The 16,214-nt window shown below is 70.6% G+C and carries 14 protein-coding genes; 12 read left to right on the top strand and 2 right to left on the bottom strand.

The window, feature by feature from the left end; translation table 11 throughout:
- Window positions 1-4: 4 nt before the first annotated feature.
- The 3 genes from ACRY_RS06925 to ACRY_RS06915 all read left to right on the top strand — a co-directional run bounded on the left by ACRY_RS06925 (window position 5) and on the right by ACRY_RS06915 (window position 3,352).
- Window positions 5-583: a hypothetical protein gene (locus ACRY_RS06925; RefSeq protein ID WP_011941858.1), complete on the top strand. Its 579-nt coding sequence runs from the start codon at window positions 5-7 to the stop codon at window positions 581-583.
- Entirely contained in the window at window positions 580-801 is a 222-nt protein-coding gene (locus ACRY_RS06920) for a hypothetical protein (RefSeq protein ID WP_011941857.1), read from the top strand. Before ACRY_RS06925 ends, ACRY_RS06920 begins: the two co-directional genes overlap by 4 nt.
- 223 nt (window positions 802-1,024) lie before the next feature.
- Complete coding sequence (locus ACRY_RS06915; protein WP_007421347.1) at window positions 1,025-3,352, top strand: TonB-dependent receptor; 2,328 nt, start codon at window positions 1,025-1,027, stop codon at window positions 3,350-3,352.
- Window positions 3,353-3,634: 282 nt separating this feature from the next.
- On the opposite strand, the gene ACRY_RS06910 is transcribed toward ACRY_RS06915, so the two are convergent.
- Window positions 3,635-6,475, bottom strand: a complete 2,841-nt coding sequence (locus ACRY_RS06910; protein ID WP_011941856.1) for a bifunctional YncE family protein/alkaline phosphatase family protein — start codon at window positions 6,473-6,475, stop codon at window positions 3,635-3,637.
- 119 nt (window positions 6,476-6,594) lie between these two features.
- Entirely contained in the window at window positions 6,595-7,353 is a 759-nt protein-coding gene (locus ACRY_RS06905) for a prepilin peptidase (protein WP_011941855.1), read from the bottom strand.
- Between the two features lie 69 nt (window positions 7,354-7,422).
- Between ACRY_RS06905 and ACRY_RS06900 the strand changes: the two genes are divergently transcribed.
- From ACRY_RS06900 to gspD, 9 genes are all read left to right on the top strand, one after another.
- Entirely contained in the window at window positions 7,423-9,096 is a 1,674-nt protein-coding gene (locus ACRY_RS06900) for a GspE/PulE family protein (RefSeq protein ID WP_011941854.1), read from the top strand.
- A 12-nt stretch (window positions 9,097-9,108) separates the two neighbouring features.
- Complete coding sequence (locus tag ACRY_RS06895) at window positions 9,109-10,329, top strand: type II secretion system F family protein (protein ID WP_011941853.1); 1,221 nt, start codon at window positions 9,109-9,111, stop codon at window positions 10,327-10,329.
- Window positions 10,313-10,780 carry a GspH/FimT family pseudopilin gene (locus ACRY_RS06890; RefSeq protein ID WP_011941852.1) on the top strand — a complete coding sequence of 156 codons (468 nt, stop codon included), beginning with the start codon at window positions 10,313-10,315 and terminating at the stop codon, window positions 10,778-10,780. The genes ACRY_RS06895 and ACRY_RS06890 overlap by 17 nt, the downstream gene beginning before the upstream one ends.
- Window positions 10,764-11,132 (top strand): type II secretion system protein, encoded by a 369-nt coding sequence (locus ACRY_RS06885; protein ID WP_011941851.1) that lies wholly within the window; start codon window positions 10,764-10,766, stop codon window positions 11,130-11,132. Before ACRY_RS06890 ends, ACRY_RS06885 begins: the two co-directional genes overlap by 17 nt.
- Window positions 11,129-11,725 carry a prepilin-type N-terminal cleavage/methylation domain-containing protein gene (locus ACRY_RS06880; RefSeq protein ID WP_011941850.1) on the top strand — a complete coding sequence of 199 codons (597 nt, stop codon included), beginning with the start codon at window positions 11,129-11,131 and terminating at the stop codon, window positions 11,723-11,725. The genes ACRY_RS06885 and ACRY_RS06880 overlap by 4 nt, the downstream gene beginning before the upstream one ends.
- Before the next feature lie 103 nt (window positions 11,726-11,828).
- A complete protein-coding gene (locus tag ACRY_RS06875) occupies window positions 11,829-12,827 on the top strand; it encodes a PilN domain-containing protein (protein WP_050751096.1) in 999 nt (332 codons plus the stop codon).
- Entirely contained in the window at window positions 12,814-13,413 is a 600-nt protein-coding gene (gspM, locus tag ACRY_RS06870) for a type II secretion system protein GspM (protein WP_043509115.1), read from the top strand. Before ACRY_RS06875 ends, gspM begins: the two co-directional genes overlap by 14 nt.
- A complete protein-coding gene (locus tag ACRY_RS06865) occupies window positions 13,410-13,919 on the top strand; it encodes a hypothetical protein (protein ID WP_043509114.1) in 510 nt (169 codons plus the stop codon). The genes gspM and ACRY_RS06865 overlap by 4 nt, the downstream gene beginning before the upstream one ends.
- A 23-nt stretch (window positions 13,920-13,942) precedes the next feature.
- The gene (gene gspD, locus ACRY_RS06860) at window positions 13,943-16,213 is read left to right on the top strand and encodes a type II secretion system secretin GspD (protein WP_011941846.1); all 2,271 of its coding nucleotides are present in this window, start codon (window positions 13,943-13,945) and stop codon (window positions 16,211-16,213) included.
- Window position 16,214: the final 1 nt, after the last annotated feature.

Below are 16,214 nucleotides of genomic sequence, written 5' to 3'. Positions count from 1 at the left end.
TTCGATGCGGCGGTTTCAGATCTACCAAAACTGGCATTTTAGGCGTGGCGCGCGGGCTTATGAACTTAACAACCTCCGTAAACTCGATTGGCACTGCGCCGCTCAGATTCGGGATCTCTACAACATCCTGCTGGGCGGCGGCGGCAGCAGGCTAACCGACCGGCAACTGCTGGACTGGCTGCGGCGTGAGGCGCAAAGCACCATGCTCGCGCCCTTCTGGCTTCAGGACGTGTGGACGTTGGGCACGGACGCGATGGCCCCGGCAGCCTCACCTGCCCCGCCACCGGTGGCAATGCCCGTGGCGCAATGGACCATCCGGCATAAGATCATCGCCATGTTCCAGACCGTGCCCGCCCATCTGGGTGCCGCCGCGCGGGCGCAGTTCGAGGCTTTCATCACCCGGCAAAACCTGGCCCTGCTGGCAGGGATATTCGTGGTTGTCGCGGCGGTGCAAGCTGCGCCGGGGGCTGATAATGGCGCGGGTGGCGTGGATGAAGGAAAGCTGCTCATGACCGGCGGCGGTTCTCAGGTTTCACTCCCCCCATCGGCAGTCAGCTTTGGCAATAGAGGAGCATGTCCATGATTCCCATATCTCCTGAGATCATCGGACCTCGCGTCGAGGAAGAATATGCCGATGCCATGGAGCGCATCATTTTCCTGCTCAACGCCTTCAAGGACTACCCCGCCGCGAACGATACCGCGCATTGCCGCGTGGGCTATCAGCTCCCTGTCTCCCCTGCACGGTTCATCGGGACATTCCATAAGCGGACGCCATCTACGTTGGACGTGCACGATGGCTGAGCCGCGGCGATCCGAGTGAAGAATTAATTATATTCGCTGTGCGTGGCGCGCTCAGTGCTGGCACAGGTACGGGCTGATAACTAAAAATTGATCGACGTGCTGCCGCGTCCCGGAATCGCGGAGGAGGTGGCGGTGCGGTCTTCACCGTTCCATCGCCATCCCGACTGACCGGCGAGATGCGCCCGGATCATTCGGATTGTCGCAGACATCGGAGTGCCACCGCATGATCCGCCGCCTGACGTTCTGCCTCCCTTTGCTCGGCGCCTTCGCGCCGGCTGCCCTTGCCCAGGTCGTGCCTTCCGCATCCATCGTGCGGGTGCCACGCGTTAACGTCATCGCCGCAACCCCCCTGCCCGGCTCGGCGATCAGCCGCGACAGGCTGCCCCAGGCCACCCATGTGCTCGGCCCGGCCGAGATCGACCGCACCGGGATTCCGAGCCTGACCGGCGCCATCCTCGCCGCGGTGCCGAGCGCCTCGATCAACGATGTCGATGGCAACTCGTTCCAGCCGGACATCAACTTCCACGGCTTCACCGCCTCGCCGGTCACCGGCACGGCGGAAGGCGTCGCCGTCTATCTCGACGGCATGCGCTTCAACGATCCGTTCGGCGACACGGTGAACTGGGACCTGATCCCGCCCGAGGCGATCCGCAGCGCCAGCCTCCAGCCGGCCAACCCCGCCTTCGGGCTGAACGCGCTCGGCGGCGCGCTCGATGTCACGCTCAAGAACGGCTTCACCGCGCCGGGCGGCGTGGTCACGCTCTCCGGCGGCTCCTATGGCAGGATGGCGGGCAGCCTCGAATATGGCGTGCATCATGGCGGCACCGCCGCCTATCTCGCCGCCGACGTGATCCACGATTCCGGCTTCCGCCAGACCCAGACCTCCCGCCTCGCCCGGATCTATGCCGATCTCGGCTGGCGCAACGCGCGCACCGAACTGCATCTCGGCGTCATCGCCGCCGACAACGCGCTCGGCAATCCCGGCGCAACCCCGGTGCAGGCGCTGAACTACGACATCGCCAGCATCTTCTCCGGCCCCAACACCGTCTACAACAAATACATCGCCACCCGCGCCACCGCGCGCTACGCGCTGAACGGCGACACCGCGCTCGACGCGCTGGCCTATTTCGCCGATCTCTCGCAGCGCCTGCCGAACGGCGTGACGGAAGAACTCGCCGCCTGCCCCGGCCAGCCCGGCATCCTCTGCAACGCCGGCACGAGCGACGTGGTGACGACGCGTGGCGGTGCGGCGGTGCCCGACTTTCTCAATGGCGGGATCTATTCCGGCCTCGTCAATGAAGGGATCGACCAGCAGGCCTATGGCGCCTCGGTGCAGCTCATCAACGACAGCCGGCTGCTGCGCCACCCCAACCACCTGACGATCGGCGCGAGCTTCGACGGCTCGAACACGATGTTCAACGCCTTCACCCAGATCGGCGGCATCACACCGGTGACGCATCTCTTTATCGGCCCGGGGGTGACGGTCGACCAGCCGGCCGATGGCGTCAACCCGGTGCAGGTCGCCACGACGACGCGCTATTTCGGCCTCTTCTTCAACGACGTCTTCACCCTCGCGCCCCGGCTCGACCTCACCCTCGCCGGGCGCTTCAACAATGCCGAGATCGACCTCGCGGACAAGCTCGGCGGCCCGGTCTCCGGCCATCACGCCTATGACCGGTTCAACCCGCAAATCGGCCTGACCTGGCACGCGCTCAAGACGCTCGACCTCTATGGCAGCGTCGACGAGACCAACCGCAACCCGACGCCAACCGAACTCTCCTGCGCCAGCGCCGCCAACCCGTGCTCGCTGCTGAACTTCTTCGTCGGCGATCCGAACCTGAAACAGGTCGTCGCCCGCACCTTCGAACTCGGCGCCCGCTTCCACCTCGCCCGCTTCGCCGGCGGCACGCTGCGCTGGAACGTCGACCTTTTCCGCACCGACGTTCACGATGACATCATTTATCAGTCGACCCTCTACAACCCCAATCTCCAATACTACACCAACAGCGGCAACACGCGCCGTCAGGGAATCGAGGCCAATCTCGTCTACGCGACGCCGAGGCTGAACCTGCGCCTGGGCTTCGCGCATATCGACGCGACGTTCCAGAACGCGCTGACACTGAACAGCCCCTCCAACCCCGCCGCCGATGCGAACGGCGAGATCCACGTCGTCCCCGGCGACCGCATCCCCGGCATCCCGGCCAATCGCGGCACGATCGACCTGTCCTACCAGCTCACCGAACGTCTGCTGCTCGGCACTACCGCGATCCTGCAATCGAGCCAGTACCGCTTCGGCGACGAGGCGAACCTGACGAAACCCGTTGGCGGCTACGCGGTGTTCAACGTCTATGCCTCCTACAAGCTCACTCCGCGCGTCACCGTCTTCGCCATGGTCGATAACGTGACAAACCGCTCCTACCAGACCTATGGCGGGTTCGGCCCGGTCTCCGACGTGCCGTGGAATTTCGTCCCCGGCGGCGTCACCGATCCGCGCACCGCCAATCCCGGCCGCCCGATCGCCGGCTATGGCGGCGTCAGGATGACGTTCTGATCCGCCTCTTCTCTCCCGCAATCCCGCCTCGGTCCGGCAGGGTCGGGGCGGATTTTTTTTGCGGCCGGCGTCAGCCCGCGATCCGGCCCGGCTGGAAAAGGCCGGACATCCTGACCCGGCCGGACGCCGCAGCGCCGCCCAAACCCTGCCTTGGGTCGGGCCTCTCCGCCCGGCCGGCCACCGCCACCCACAAGAAAACCGGCCGGAGCGCTCTGCTCCGGCCGGTTGCGTCGTCGTGGGGTCAGGGCGGCGGCGCAGCGGCCGCCACCCCGGGTTCAGGCGTTACCGCGAATAGTCGCGGCCGTTGCGCTCGGTCGGATAGGGCTTGCCGGGCATCATGCCCTCCCAGAGGATGTGGTCGTAGGCGACGGCAGGGATGGCGTCTTCCTTGCGCCAGTCATACCCCTTGGTCTTATTCGCCCACCAGGCGGCGTTGTGCAGCGGCTGCCACTCCGGCTCGTCCTGTGTCTGCGCCTTGATCGGCAGCGTCGTCGCGCTCAGCGGCTGCGGCACGGCGGCGTTGAAGGTCCACTTCCGGTCGTCGCGGCTGAACACTGCCGTCATCGGCCGTTCATAGGCGTCGTTCAGCGTCATCGGCCCGATGCCGAGAATGTCCTCCATCGTGCGGATCATGTTCACCGTGCTGTAGCGCGCCGAAACCACGGCATGATGGCGCACATAGGGCCCGACCACGAAGGCCTCGCTGCGATGCCCGTCGACATGATCCGGCCCGTCCTGCGCGTCGTCCTCGACGATGAAGATCAGGGTCGAGGAGGCATAGGGCGAATGCGCGACGGTCTGGATCAGCTTGCCCACCGCATAGTCGTTGTCGGCAATTTGCAGGCCCGGCGTGTTCACGCCGTTCTGCGCGGTGGTGAAGTTGCCGGTGTGGTCGTGCATCAGCCGCACCAGTTCGAGCGAGGGCAGGTCGTGGTGCCGCACATAGTTGGTGAACTCGCGGCTCCATTCCTGCTCGCGGTAGTAATCGGCGATCGTGTTGTCGAACCCGCGGAAATACGGATCGGTAAAGGGCGCGAGGTCGGGGTTGGTCGCATAGGCGACCTTGATCTTCTGGGCGTAGGCGTCGTTGATCTCGGGGATGCCGTATTTCGCCAGCGCGCCCGAGAGGTTGTAGCGGCCGAGATCGATGAAGAAGCCGTAGTTGCGGATGCTCAGCCCCGCGCGCAGCGCCGCATCCCACAGATAGCCCCGCTGCACCTGGCCGTGCGGCCCATCCGGCGCGGCGACGTTGCCGGTGCCGGGCAGCAGGTTGGGATCGTCCGGATAGAGCGGGTTGGCCGCCTTGCGGCCGGCGAGCGATGCGATGCCGACATTGACGTTGCGATTGGTGCCCTCCCAGTCATACGACAGGCCACGCCCGGCATAGTTCACCGGCAGCGCCTTGGTGCCGTAATCGGACTCGCGGGCCGAGGTGCTCCAGGGCCAGCCATTGCCGCTCACCTCGGCGGTATCGTAGAAATTGTCGAGATCGACGAAGTTCCACGCGACGCGATGCACGTTCGGCGTATAGGTCTTGCCGAACTCCGCCAGCGCCGGATCGCCATTGCCCTCGCCGAGATCGCCGAGGATCTGGTCATAGGTGCGGTTCTCGCGGATGATGTAGATGATGTGCTTGATGTGGCGGTGCAGGAACGCCATCATCGAGCGGTCGCGCGCGCTCTCGTGGAACGAGAAATGGTTGTTGTGCGCAACGAGCCGCGTCAGCTCCTCCATCTCCTCGGTCGCCGGCACCGGCATCGTCAGGAAGCCGGCCTTGGAGAGCTGGAGGATATACTGGTTATAGTGCTGCAGCGGCGTGCAACTCGCCGGCACGTCGGCCGCCAGCTTCTCGTTGCACGGATTGGGCCCCGGCATGCTCTTGCCGTTGACCACGTAGAGCATCTTGCCATCGGGGCTGACGCTGACGCTGTTCGGATAATACCCGGTCGGCAGCAGGCCGATGACTTCCGGCTTCGCCGTGTTGAGCGCGATCACCGCGACCGAGTTGGTGCCGCCATTGGTCACGTAGAGCCGCGTGCCGTCCCGCGACAAGGCGAGCGAGTTCGGCGCGGTGCCGTGGAAATATTTCGGCATGCCCACATAAGACGACGGCGCGGTGGTGCGGATCGTGTCCACCACCGTGTTGGACGCGGTGGAAATCACCTCGACATCCGCCTCGTTATCGCACGCGACGTAGAGATACTTGCCGTCGGCACTCAGCACCATCCGGTTCGGATTGCCCGCAACCTTGATGCGCGCGGTCACCTGCGGCGTGCCGGTCAGCGACACGACATCGACCTCGCGATCCCGCTCGCTCGAGACATAGGCGGTCGAATTGCCGTTGGCGACGACCCAGAACGGATATTCGCCGCCCGCAACGCCATCCTGCGCGGCGTTGATCACGCCGGGGCGCAGCTGCACCTCGGTCGCAGCGCCGCCGGGAACGCCGCCCGACAGCGGCACGATCGACAGGCTGTCGTTATAGAAATTGGCGACCAGCAGCGACTTGCCGTCCGCCGTGGTGGCAAGGCCCGCCGCCTGCGGCTTCACCAGGAAGCCGACGCCACCCTGGCTCAGCGGATTGCCCGCGACCGCCGCATGACCGAGCGCGAACGGCGTGCCGATTTCGGCCCAGCCGCTGGCGCCGAGCGCATAGGTGTGAACGTCGTCGTCAACGCCGCCCGAGACGTAGAAATGCTGGCCATCCGGGCTGAACGAGATGCCGGCCCAGGTGTTCGGCACCTTGAGGACCTGCTTCTGCACCGGCTTGTCGTTCGAGATGTCATAGACGAAGACATACTCTTCCGAATCCGCCGGGATCACCTTGCCGCTCGCGTCGTTCACGAGGTTATAACCGCTCGTCAGCACCAGCAGCGTCTTGCCATCGGGGCTGACGGCGGTGCTGATCGCCTGCCCGGCGACATAGGACGGATTGTCGGCAAGGCCGGGATTGAGGGCGGTGAACACCGCTCCCGGCGCCGCCGCCGGCGTCAGATACTGACCGCTGGAGGTGATGGTCGCCGGGGCAGCGCGCCCTGAACCCGTGGTCGCCGCGACGGCGATCATCGCCGAACCCGCAAGCAAAAGAGTACGCAAAGCCGTGGCCGCCCTTCTGGCGTGCATCGGTATCTCCATGTCTGAGAATGAACATCAGCGCGGACGATATTTGCCGCCCGACACGATCAACTTTACGTGCAATAAAATTTTCGTGTGTTATTGATTGATGTTTCTTTGATGACAATTCATGCCGCAAGCCGCACCACCAGCAGGCCGAATGCCAGCGCAGGGCCGAACGGCAGCTTCTGCCGCGCGAGCGGCGCGCCGCCGGCCTCCGCGCGCAGCACAGCCCAGGCGGCGAACCCGGCCAGCCCGGCAAGCCCTGCGATCACCACCGCCCAGGGCAGGGCGGCGGGCGGCAGCCAGGCGGCGCCGGACGCGAGCAGCTTCGCATCGCCCGCACCCAGCGCGTCGATCCCGCGCAGCCGCCGCCAGAGCAGGCGCAGCCCGGTGAAGCCGAGATAGCCCAGCGCCGCGCCCGCCGCGTGCGCCGGCAGCGCCTCAGGCTGCCGCAGCGCGGTCACGACCAGCCCGGCCAGCAGCAGAGGCAGGGTCAGCGCGTCGGGCAGCCGCAGGCAGTCGAGATCGATCAGCGCCGCGGCCAGCAGCGTCGCCGCGAAGGCGAAATCGAGCGGCACGCGCGGCCCCGCCGGATCCAGCACGGCGATAACGACCGCCAGCAGCAGCGTCGCCAGCTCGATCAGCAGCAGCCGGCGCGGGATCGCGGCACCGCAATGCGCGCAGCGCCCGCGGCGCAGCAGGTAGCTTGCCAGCGGCACCAGGTCGGCGGCGCCGAGCGGCGTGGCGCAGGCATCGCAGCGCGAGCGCCGCCGCGCGAGCAGAAGGCCGCGCGGCAGGTCCTCGACCAGCGTGCCGATGAACGAGCCGATGAAGGGTGATGCCAGAATGGTGCCGGCAACCAGAATATTTCCCTGAACTGTCATATGTTTTCGGCTCCGGCGGCAGCTTGCTCGGGCATAAGGTAAAAAACACGTTTCCGCGAGAGACATGCGATGCTCGATCACGCCGCCACGCGCCCGGATGAGGACGGTTCAGCCATCGGCACGGCGCTGCTGCGGGCCGGGCTGGTCGATTCCCTCGGCATCGCGCGGGCGCGGGCGCTGGCGGCGGAAACCGGGCTCGGCCTCGGCGCTTCACTGGTCCGCCTCGGGCTGATCGGCGAGCGCAGCCTCGCCGAGGCCGCCGCCGCCGCCCTCGGTCTCGCCCTGCTGGCGCCGGACGCCTATCCCGCCGCCCCGGTCCTGCCCACGCGGCTGCGCCCCCGCTTCCTGCGCGATGCGCGGGTGCTGCCGCTGGCCGTGGCCGAGGGCGTGCTCGACCTCGCGATGGTCGATCCGTTCGATGGCTTCGCCGCCGGCGCGGTGGCGGCGGCCACCGGCTGCGCGGTGCGCCGCGCCGTCGCCGTGCCGATCGACCTCGATGCCGCGCTCGACCGGCTCTACCCCGATCCCGGCGAGACGGCGGCGGCCGAGGCGGTGGCCGAGGAGGCGGCGCCGAGCGAGGCGGATGCCGAACGCCTGCGCGATCTCGCCAGCGAGGCGCCGGTGATCCGCCTGGTCAACCAGCTCATCGCCCGCGCGGTCGAAACCCGCGCGTCGGACATCCATATCGAGCCCGAGGAAGACCGCCTGCGCATCCGCTACCGTCACGACGGCGCGCTGGTCGAGGCGGAAACCCACCCGGCGGCGATGGCGCCGGCCATCGTCTCGCGGGTCAAGATCATGGCGCGGCTCGACATCGGCGAGCGCCGCCTGCCGCAGGATGGCCGCATCCGCCTGCCGGTGCGTGGCCACGAGGTCGATTTCCGCGTCTCCTCGATCCCGACGATGCATGGCGAGACCATCGCCATCCGCGTGCTCGACCGCAGCGCGATGACCTTCGAGTTCGGCGCGCTCGGCCTCGACCCCGCCATCGTCGCCGCCTTCCGCGCCGCACTCGCGGCACCCAACGGCATCGTCCTCGTCACCGGCCCGACCGGCAGCGGCAAGACGACGACGCTCTACACCGCCCTGCTCGGCCTCGACCGCGCCAGCCGCAAGATCGTCACCATCGAGGACCCGATCGAATACCGCCTCGCCGGCATCAGCCAGAGCCAGGTCAAGCCGCAGATCGGGCTCGATTTCGCCCAGCTCCTCCGCGCCATCCTCCGGCAGGACCCGAACGTGATCATGGTCGGCGAAATCCGCGACCTCGAAACCGCGCAGATCGCCGCCCGCGCCGCGCTGACCGGCCATCTCGTGCTCTCGACGCTGCACACCAATTCGGCGGTCGCGACCATGACCCGCCTGCGCGACATGGGGCTCGAACCCTATCTCGTCGCCTCGGTGCTGCGCGGCGTGCTCGCCCAGCGGCTGATCCGCCGGCTCTGCCCCGCCTGCCGGCGAACCGCGTCGGCAAGCCCGGCCGAGGCGGCGCAACTCGGCATCGCCGCCGGCACGCCGCTCAGCCATCCCGCCGGCTGCCCCGAATGCCGCAACACCGGCTATCGCGGCCGCATGGCGATCGCCGAATTCCTCACTCCCACCGCCGAGCTTGCCGCCCATCTCGCCGCCGGCGCCGGCGAGGCGGAGCTGGCCCGCGCCGCCGACCTGCGCAGCCTGGCCGATGCCGCGCGCGATGCGGTGCTGGCCGGCGAAACCTCGCTCGCCGAAAGTCTGCTCGCATGATGCCGCGCCACCATGCCTGATTTCGTTTTCCGGGTGATCGACCGCGCCGGCGCCCCCGCCCGCCTCGCCATCGACGCGGTGAGCGAGGCCGAGGCGATCGAGACAATCAAGCGCCGCGGCCTGATCCTGCTCGGCGCCGCCCCGCGCCGCGGCGCCGGCCTGCTCGCCCTGTTCAACCGCGACATCGGCGGCGCCCCCCGCCTCGGCGCCGACGCGCTGGCCGATTTCACCCGCGAACTCGCCGCGATGCTCGGCGCCGGGCTCGACCTCGAACGCGCCTTGCGTTTCGCCGCCGGCACCGCCGCCACCCCGCGCGTCCGCGCCATCATCCTCGCGATCTGCGACAAGGTGCGCGACGGCGCCGCCCTCTGGCGCGCGCTCGGCCACGAGCCGCGTAGCTTCCCGCCTTTCTATGTCGGGCTGGTGCGCGCCGGCGAGGAATCCGGCGCCCTCGCCGCGACGCTCGAAGACCTCGCCGAATTGCTGGAGCGCAACCGCTCGCTGCGCGCCGCGATGATCGCCGGCCTCACCTACCCCGCCCTGCTCGCCCTCGCCGCGACCGGCGCGATCGTCTTCCTACTCACCAACGTGCTGCCCGAATTCGTGCCGATCTTCGCCGAAAACGGCGTCCCCCTGCCCGCCACCACGCGCCTACTGCTCACGATTGGCCAGGCCTGCGCCGCGTCCTGGCCCTATGCGCTGGCGCTGTTCGCCCTCGCCATTCCCGGCATCCGCCTGCTGCTCGCCCGCCCCGCCCCGCGCCTGCGGTTCGACCGTCTGGTCCTCCGCCTGCCGCTGCTCGGCGCCCTGCTGCGCGAGGCGCTGGCGGCCCGCTTCACCCGCACGCTCGGCACGCTGCTCGGCAATGGCGTCGCCCTCGTCCCGGCGATGGCGATCGTGCAGAACGTGATCGGCAACCGCGCCGCCGCCCTTGCCATCGCCACGGCGGCGGATGCGGCGCGGCACGGCAAGGGCCTCGCCGCCGGTCTCGCCGCCGCACGGCTGATGCCGGAGCGCACGGTGCAGCTGCTCCGCCTCGGCGAGGAAACCGGCCAGCTCGGCCGCATGGCGCTGCGGGCCGCCGCGATCCACGAGGAACGCGCGCGGCTCGGCGTGCAGAAGCTGGTCTCGCTGCTGGTTCCCGCCATCACCATCGTGATGGGCGGCGCGATCGGCTTCATCGTCGCCTCGCTGCTGCTGGCCATGCTCGGTCTCGATGCCCTCGCCCACTGAGCCCGCGCCCACTGAGCCCGCGCCTGACGATCGCGGCTACACGCTGCTCGAACTGCTCGTCGTCGTCGTCATTCTCGGCCTCGCCCTCACGCTCGCCGCCAATGCGGCACCCTGGCGGCGCATCGGCCAGGGCCCCGCAACCGCCGCCGCCACCCTCGCCGGGGCGCTGCGCACCGCCCGCGCCGTCGCGATCGCCACCGGCCGGCCCGCCACCTTCGCGATCGAGCCGGCGGACGGGCGCTGGGTCGGCCCCACCGCTTCGGGGCGGCTGCCGCGCGGCCTCGCCATCGCCTTTCACGGCCCGGTCGCGCGCGGCTGGGGGCGGATCGTCTTCTCCCCCGATGGCAGCGCGACCGGAGGGCAGGTGCTGCTCGCGCGCGGCGCCGCGCGGGCGCTCGTGGCGGTGGACTGGCTGACCGGACGGATCAGCACCGATGTCCCGGCACGATAGCGGCTTCATCCTGCTCGAAACCCTGGTCGCCTTCGTCATCGCGGCGCTGGCGGTCGCGGTGCTCTACCGCGCCGCCTTCGATGGCGCGGCGGGCGTCGCCATCGGCGGGCGCGAGGCGGCGGCGGTGGAACGCGCGCAGTCCCGCCTCGCCGCCCTCGCCGCCTTCGCGCCGCGCGGCCACTACGTCCGCACCGGGCAGGATGGCGGCGGCTTCCGCTACCGCGAGGAGGCAGCGCCGCTGCCGGTGGCGAAGGGCGCGCCGCTGCGGGCGCTGCGCCTGTCGGTCAGCGAGCGCTGGGGCCGCGCCGGACGGACGGTGACGCTGGTGACCATCCGCGTCGCACCGCCATGAGGCGTGAGGCCGGCTTCACCCTGCTGGAGATGCTGGTCGCGCTGGTCGTGCTCGGCCTGCTGCTCGCGGGGCTCGCCCAGGCCAGCCATTTCGGCATCGCGACCTATCGCCGCACCACCGCGACGATCGCCGCCACGTCCGACCGGCAGGCCACCTTCCGCGCCCTGCGCCGGCTGATCGCCCAGGCCCGTCCGGGCCAGCCGCCAGGGACGCCGCACACCCTCGCCCTCGTCACCACCCTGCCGCGCGCCGCCGCGCTGTCGAATCGCCTCGTCTTCGCCGAGATCGGCGTCACCCGGTCCGGCGATCTCGTCCTCGCCTGGCGGCCGGCGCCGACCGGCCCGCCGCTCGACCCGCAGGCGGCGCGGGCCGGCGCGGCCCATGTCGAAATCCTCGCCCGCCACATCGCCGCGATCGATCTGCGTTACTGGTGGGCCGCGCGCCCGGGCGCGCCGCCCGCCTGGCACGAGGCCGGTCCGGCAGGCGCGCTGCCGCGCCTCATCCGGCTGCGCATCCTCCCCGCCGCCGGGCAGCGTCCCTGGCCAGACCTGATCGCCGCCCCCTGGCGCGCCCCCTTCGCCGCCGGCGGATAGGCGCGCGGCCGCGCGCCGCGGCGGCACGCGCCGGCAGCGCCAGGATCGAGTGACACGAAACCTTAATTTTCAATTTTTCTTGAGTCGCGTAACCAGAACATCAATGGATTTCCTTCATTGGTATATCGCAAGCCTGCGGTCGCTGGTGCCTGGCGCGCTGCGGCGTCCGGCCGGGCAGGATGCGGCGATGACCGTCACCGCCGCCGCCGGCGCGCCCCCGGAAGCCGCCGAGATCACGCAGGAAGGGCGCGGCGGCGCCCGCGCGCTCGGCCGGCTGGGGCAGATGCGGCGGAGCGCGGTCATCCGGCCGGTGGTGTTGCGGCTGCGCGGCGCCGGCGCGCTGATCCGCCGCGTCACCCTCCCCGCCGCCGCGCGGCGCGACCTCGCGGCCGCACTCGCCTTCGAGATCGACCGCCTGACCCCCTTCACCGCCGACGAGGTGCTGGTCACCCACGAGATCCTCGCGCGCGACAACGCGCAGGGCCTGCTCCATGTCCGGCTCGCCGTGCTGCCCCGTGCCTGGATCGCCGGCCTCCTCGCCGCACTGGGCGAGGCCGGGCTCGCCGCCGTGCGGATCGAGGCCGCCAGCGCCGAGGACGAGGCCGTCTTCGCGCTGCCTGGCGCCCGGCGGCAAAGCCGCGTCCCCCCGGCGCTCGCCCTGCTCGCCGCCGGCCTCGCCGCGCTGTGCCTCGCCATTCCGCCGGCGCGCCAGGCGCTCGCCCTGCACCGGCTCGATGCCGCGCGCGCCGCGCTCGCCCCGCGGCTCCGCCTTGCCGAGGCTCTGCGCGCCCGCCTCGCCGCCGAAGACCGCTTCCGCGCCGCGCTCGGCGCCGAGGCAGCGCGCGAGGGCGACACGCTGCTGATGCTCGCCGCCCTCACCCGCGCCCTGCCGGACCGCAGCTACCTTACCGATCTCTCCCTGCGCGACCGGGTGGCGACGCTCGACGGCGAATCCCCCAACGCCGCCGGCCTCGTCGCCCGGCTCGCCGCCGATCCGCATTTCGCCGATCCGGCCTTCGCCGCCCCGGTCACGCGGTCGCTCAACGGCGGCGGCGATGTGTTCTCGATCCGGGTGCGGCTGCGCGACGATGAAGCGGGCTGACGCGATGGCACAGCTCCCGCGCGACCTGCCGGACGGCCGCGCCGGCCAGGCGCTCGCGCTCGCGATCTCGGCGGCGCTGCTCGCCCTTGTCGGCTTCGGCGTCATCCGCCCCGGCCTCGCCTGGTATCGCGGCCTCAGCACGCGCGTTGCCACTGTAAGCACGCTGCTCGCGCATGAGCGGCGTCTCGTCGCCGAACTGCCGGCGCTGCGGCGCATGGCCGCACGGGGCCGCCCCGGCGCCGGGCGCGACGCCTATCTCCCCGGCGGCTCCGCCGCCATCGCCGGCGCGCGGTTGCAGGGCGCGGTGCAGTCCCTCGCCGCGACACACCGGATCGGGCTGGACAGCGCCGAGCTGCTCCCGCCGGTCAGCCTCGGCAGCGTCGAACGAATTCGACTGCGGATCTCGATGACGGCCACCTACCCCGCGCTGATCGGCTTTCTCGACGCGCTCGGTGCCGCGACACCGCGCATGCTCGTCAACCGGCTCGACCTGCACGCAACCGGCGCGCCCGCCACCGGCGCCGACCTGCCGCTGCACGCGAGCTTCACCGTCTCGGGCTTCCGCATCGCGAAGGCGGCGCGATGATCGGCGCGCGGCCCGGCCTCGGCGGTCTCGTGCTGGCGCTGGCCGCCACCGCCGCCGCGCTGGCGCTGGCTCCGATGCCGGCGCCGCAGGTCGCCCCGGCGCCGGCGCGCGCGCTCCCGGCGGCGGCCCCGCGCCGCGCGCGTCCCACCGCCGCCATGGCGCAGATTCTCGCCCGCCCCCTGTTCCGCCCCGACCGCCGCCCCGTCGCCGACGCCAGCACCGCCGCCACCTCCATGCCCCGGCTGTCCGGCATCCTGCGCGGCGATGCGGTGCGGCTGGCGATCTTCGCGCGCTCATCCGGCAAGCCGGTCCTGCTCGGCGAGGGTGGGCGTCTCGGCGGCTATCGCATCGTGCGGATCGGCCGGCGCGCGGTGCTGCTGGAGGGCCCGCGCGGCCGGCTCCGCCTCGTGCCGCGCTTCGCCCACGAGACCGGCGCGGCACCGCCCGCCATCCCGCCGAAGCCGGCCGCCGAAGCCGGCATCCTTGTCCATCCCGGCCCCCGATAAATCCCAGGAGATCGAGCGAAACCATGCGCGCCCGTGTCCATGCCGGCGTCCTCACGGCAGCCGCCCTGCTCGCCGGGTGCACCCCACGCCCGCTGCCGCCCAGCGCCACCCGCCTGCTCGCCCCCGCAGCCGCCGCGACATCGGCCACCGCCACCATTCCGGGCCGCGCCGACGCCGTGATCGCCACCCCACCCGTCACCGGCGCGATCACCGCGAGCCCCGGCCACGCGCCGCCCGCAAGCGCCCCCGGCGCGCCGCTACCCGCCGGCAGCGGCGATGTCTCGCTCGACTTCGCCGATACCGACATCCGCGCCGTCGTCGCCCAGATCCTCGGCAACATGCTGCACGTCACCTACACGATCGACCCGGCGGTGCAGGGCAAGGCGACGCTGCGCACGGCGCACGACATCCCCGCCTCCGCCCTGATCCCGACGCTGCAAACCCTGCTCGCGCAGAACCACGCCGCCCTCATCCGCAGCAACGGGCTCTACCAGGTCGTCCCGGCCGACAAGGCGGCGGCCGCCCTCGCCACCGCGCCGGGGCTCGACGGATCAAGCGTCTTCACCCTCACCCATGTCAGCGCGGCGCATCTCGCCGCCGTGCTGCAACCCTATGTCGGCAAGGGCGGAAAGGTGATCGCCGAGCCGGACCGCAACGCCCTCATCGTCGAAGGCGATCCGCAGGTCCGCGCCACCCTGCTCGCGCTGATCCGCGCCTTCGACGTCGATGCCCTCGCCGGCCAGTCCTACGCGCTCTACCCCGCCACCGGCGCCAACGCGCGCGATTTCGCCACCGCCCTGACCCAGGCGCTGCACGCCGGCAAGGCGGGCGGCGTGGTCAAGGTGGTCCCGCTGGTGCGCATCGGCGCCGTTCTGGTGATCGCCCCCTCCGGCGCCGCCATCCGCGCGGCGGACCGGGTCTATCGCACCCTCGCCCGGCAGGAAGCGGCGACGCACCGGGCCTGGCACGTCTATTACCTGCGCAACAGCCGCGCCGGGGACGTCGCCGAGGTGTTGCAGGAAGCCTTCACCCCCAACGACGTGACGGCCCAGCCCTCGGCGTCCGACACCACGGGCAACACCGCCCCCGGCGTCTCGGCGCAGACGCTGATGGGATCGGGCGGGTTGGTGGGCAACGCGGCCGGCACCTCCGGCACCGGCACCACCGCCGGGCTCGGCGCCGCCCCCGGCACCAGCAGTTCCACCGCCTCCGGTCTCGGCGCAGGCCTCGCATCCCCCGCCGCCTCGCCCGCCGCATCACCCGCATCGTCCCACGCGGCGGCGAGCAATCCGCTGCTCGGTCCGCTCGGCGGCAGCGCGGGCGGCGGCGGCGATTCAAGCGGCCTCAGGATCATCCCCGATCCCCGCCAGAACGCGATCCTGGTGCGGGCGGACGCCTCGGAAAACGCCTCGGTTGAGGCGATGCTCCGCAAGCTCGACATCGAGCCGCTGGAAGTCGAGATCGACGCGACGATCGCCGAGGTCGATCTCAACGGCGCGCTGAAATACGGCACCCAGTTCTTCTTCAAGTCCGGCGGCATCAACGCGGTGCTCAGCACCGGCACCACCGCGGCGCTGAACCAGAGCTTCCCCGGCTTCGTCCTCGCCGGCCATGGAGCCGACGGCGCCCCGCTCGCGATCTCCGCCCTGCAATCGGTCACCCAGGTGCAGGTGCTCTCCTCGCCGCAGCTCCTCGTGCAGAACGGCCGCACCGCGAACCTGCTGGTCGGCAATCTCGTGCCCTATCTCTCGCAGACCTCGCAGAGCACGCTGACCACCGGCGCGCCGGTCATCAACTCGGTGAACTACCAGGAAACCGGCGTGATCCTGCAGATCACCCCCCATATCTCCAGCGACGGGCTGGTGGCGCTCACGGTCTCGCAGCAGGTGAGCAACGTCGCCCCCTCGGTCACCACCCAGGGGCTGAACTCGCCGACCTTCTCCGAACGCGCCGTCTCCTCCAGCGTCGTCGTGCATGACGGGCAGACGATCGGCCTCGCCGGGCTGATCACCGACAATGTCCAGCGCGGCAATTCCGGCCTGCCCTTCCTCAAGGACGTGCCGCTGCTCGGCCCGCTCTTCGGCACGCAGGACAACAGCCGCGCGCGGCAGGAGCTGCTGGTGCTGATCACCCCGCACGTCGTCCACGACGCGACCGATGCTGCGGCGCTGACAAGCGACCTCGAACAGGCGCTGCCCAACGCCGCCAACGTGCCCGCCGAACTCAACGGCCTGCCGATGGACGGATCGGCCGATCCGCAAGCGGCGCTGCGCCGGCGTCTCGGGCTGCACTGAG

This window comes from Acidiphilium cryptum JF-5, from assembly GCF_000016725.1.
In the GTDB taxonomy this organism is placed as follows: domain Bacteria; phylum Pseudomonadota; class Alphaproteobacteria; order Acetobacterales; family Acetobacteraceae; genus Acidiphilium; species Acidiphilium multivorum.
This window is presented reverse-complemented; position numbering and strand designations above follow the sequence as displayed.